Consider the following 1262-nt stretch of genomic DNA (forward strand, 5'->3'; position numbering starts at 1 on the left):
GGCTAGAGCATGCGGTTCATACCCGCAGTGTCAAGAGTTCGAGTCTCTTCGCCGCCACCAAAAAAGCAGCCATTTGGCTGCTTTTTTTATTTATATTTATATTTATATTTTTTTGATTTTTTTATTTCAGATTTCATTCTATACATATATCTATCAGCTGATTTTAATGTTTTCTTTATATCGTTTTTATATTTTGTGATTCCATAGGATATAGAAAGAGGTATTTTATAATTTTTTATTTCATTTTGAATTAATTCGAATTTTTGTTTTGCTATAGAAGGGCTACAATTTTTCATTACAGCAACAAATTCATCTCCACCTAATCTCAAAATATAATCGTTTTTTCTTAATGTTTTTTTTACAGTGTTAGCTAAGTAAATTAGTGCTTTATCACCGGCATCATGACCATGTTTATCATTTATTTTTTTTAAATCATTCATATCAAAAAAGATTATCGTGTCATTGTCAGAAAAAGGTATATTTTCTAAATACACTCTATTATGTAGATTTGTTAAAGGATCTATGAATGCTTTTAAAGATATTTCTTTTACTTTTATATGAGCTTTTCGCAACTCTTCTACAAGCGTTAATCCAATAAAAATTGTATAGGAAAAAATACCATAAGAAAGCAAAAATTTTGAATTTTTAATAGGAAAAGACACAAGTATTAAATCATGTATAATGGTGAATATTAAAAATGAAAATAGCATGGTATATTTACTATTTTTGTTATAAATAAAGATAGTATAAATTAAAATAAATGCTGGGATCCAGGAAAATCTATTATAATATTCCATAAGTTGAAAAAAACTAGTAGCTGAAATATAAAAAGCAATTGGAATTAATAAAGATAATTTAATGAACAAACTGAAAAATTTAGTACCATTTGTTTTGAATTTAATAGTATTAAGAAAAAAAGTAAAAGCTAAAATGAAAGATAAAAAGAAAATCTTTTTTGCTATTAAAAATACTCGGGGATTTCCAAGTGGAATAAAATAAAAATCTCTTGTAGCAAGAAACAAAAATAGCAACGAAAACAGAAAATTAAAAAACATTTTTTTATCTTTTTTTTCAATATAAAATATATAAAACGCAATCATAATCATTAAAAATAGGATAATACCACCAATTGAGGAAACAATTCCGTAATTAATAATATACAATAAAATAGGACGTCCAATTAGTAAGAAGCAAAAAAGGCACTCCTTGATTCAATGTAGAAACATTGAATTGAGCCAAAAAACAAAAGAAAGGAGTGCCCA

Annotated in this window: 1 protein-coding gene; it reads right to left on the minus strand. The window is 25.3% G+C overall.

Going from position 1 to position 1262, the window contains the following annotated elements; genetic code table 11:
• Positions 1 to 86: 86 nt before the first annotated feature.
• The gene (locus tag BUA62_RS11245; RefSeq protein WP_143148394.1) at positions 87 to 1163 is read right to left on the minus strand and encodes a GGDEF domain-containing protein; all 1077 of its coding nucleotides are present in this window, start codon (positions 1161 to 1163) and stop codon (positions 87 to 89) included.
• Positions 1164 to 1262: the final 99 nt, after the last annotated feature.

This window comes from Marinitoga hydrogenitolerans DSM 16785 (assembly GCF_900129175.1).
GTDB lineage: Bacteria > Thermotogota > Thermotogae > Petrotogales > Petrotogaceae > Marinitoga > Marinitoga hydrogenitolerans.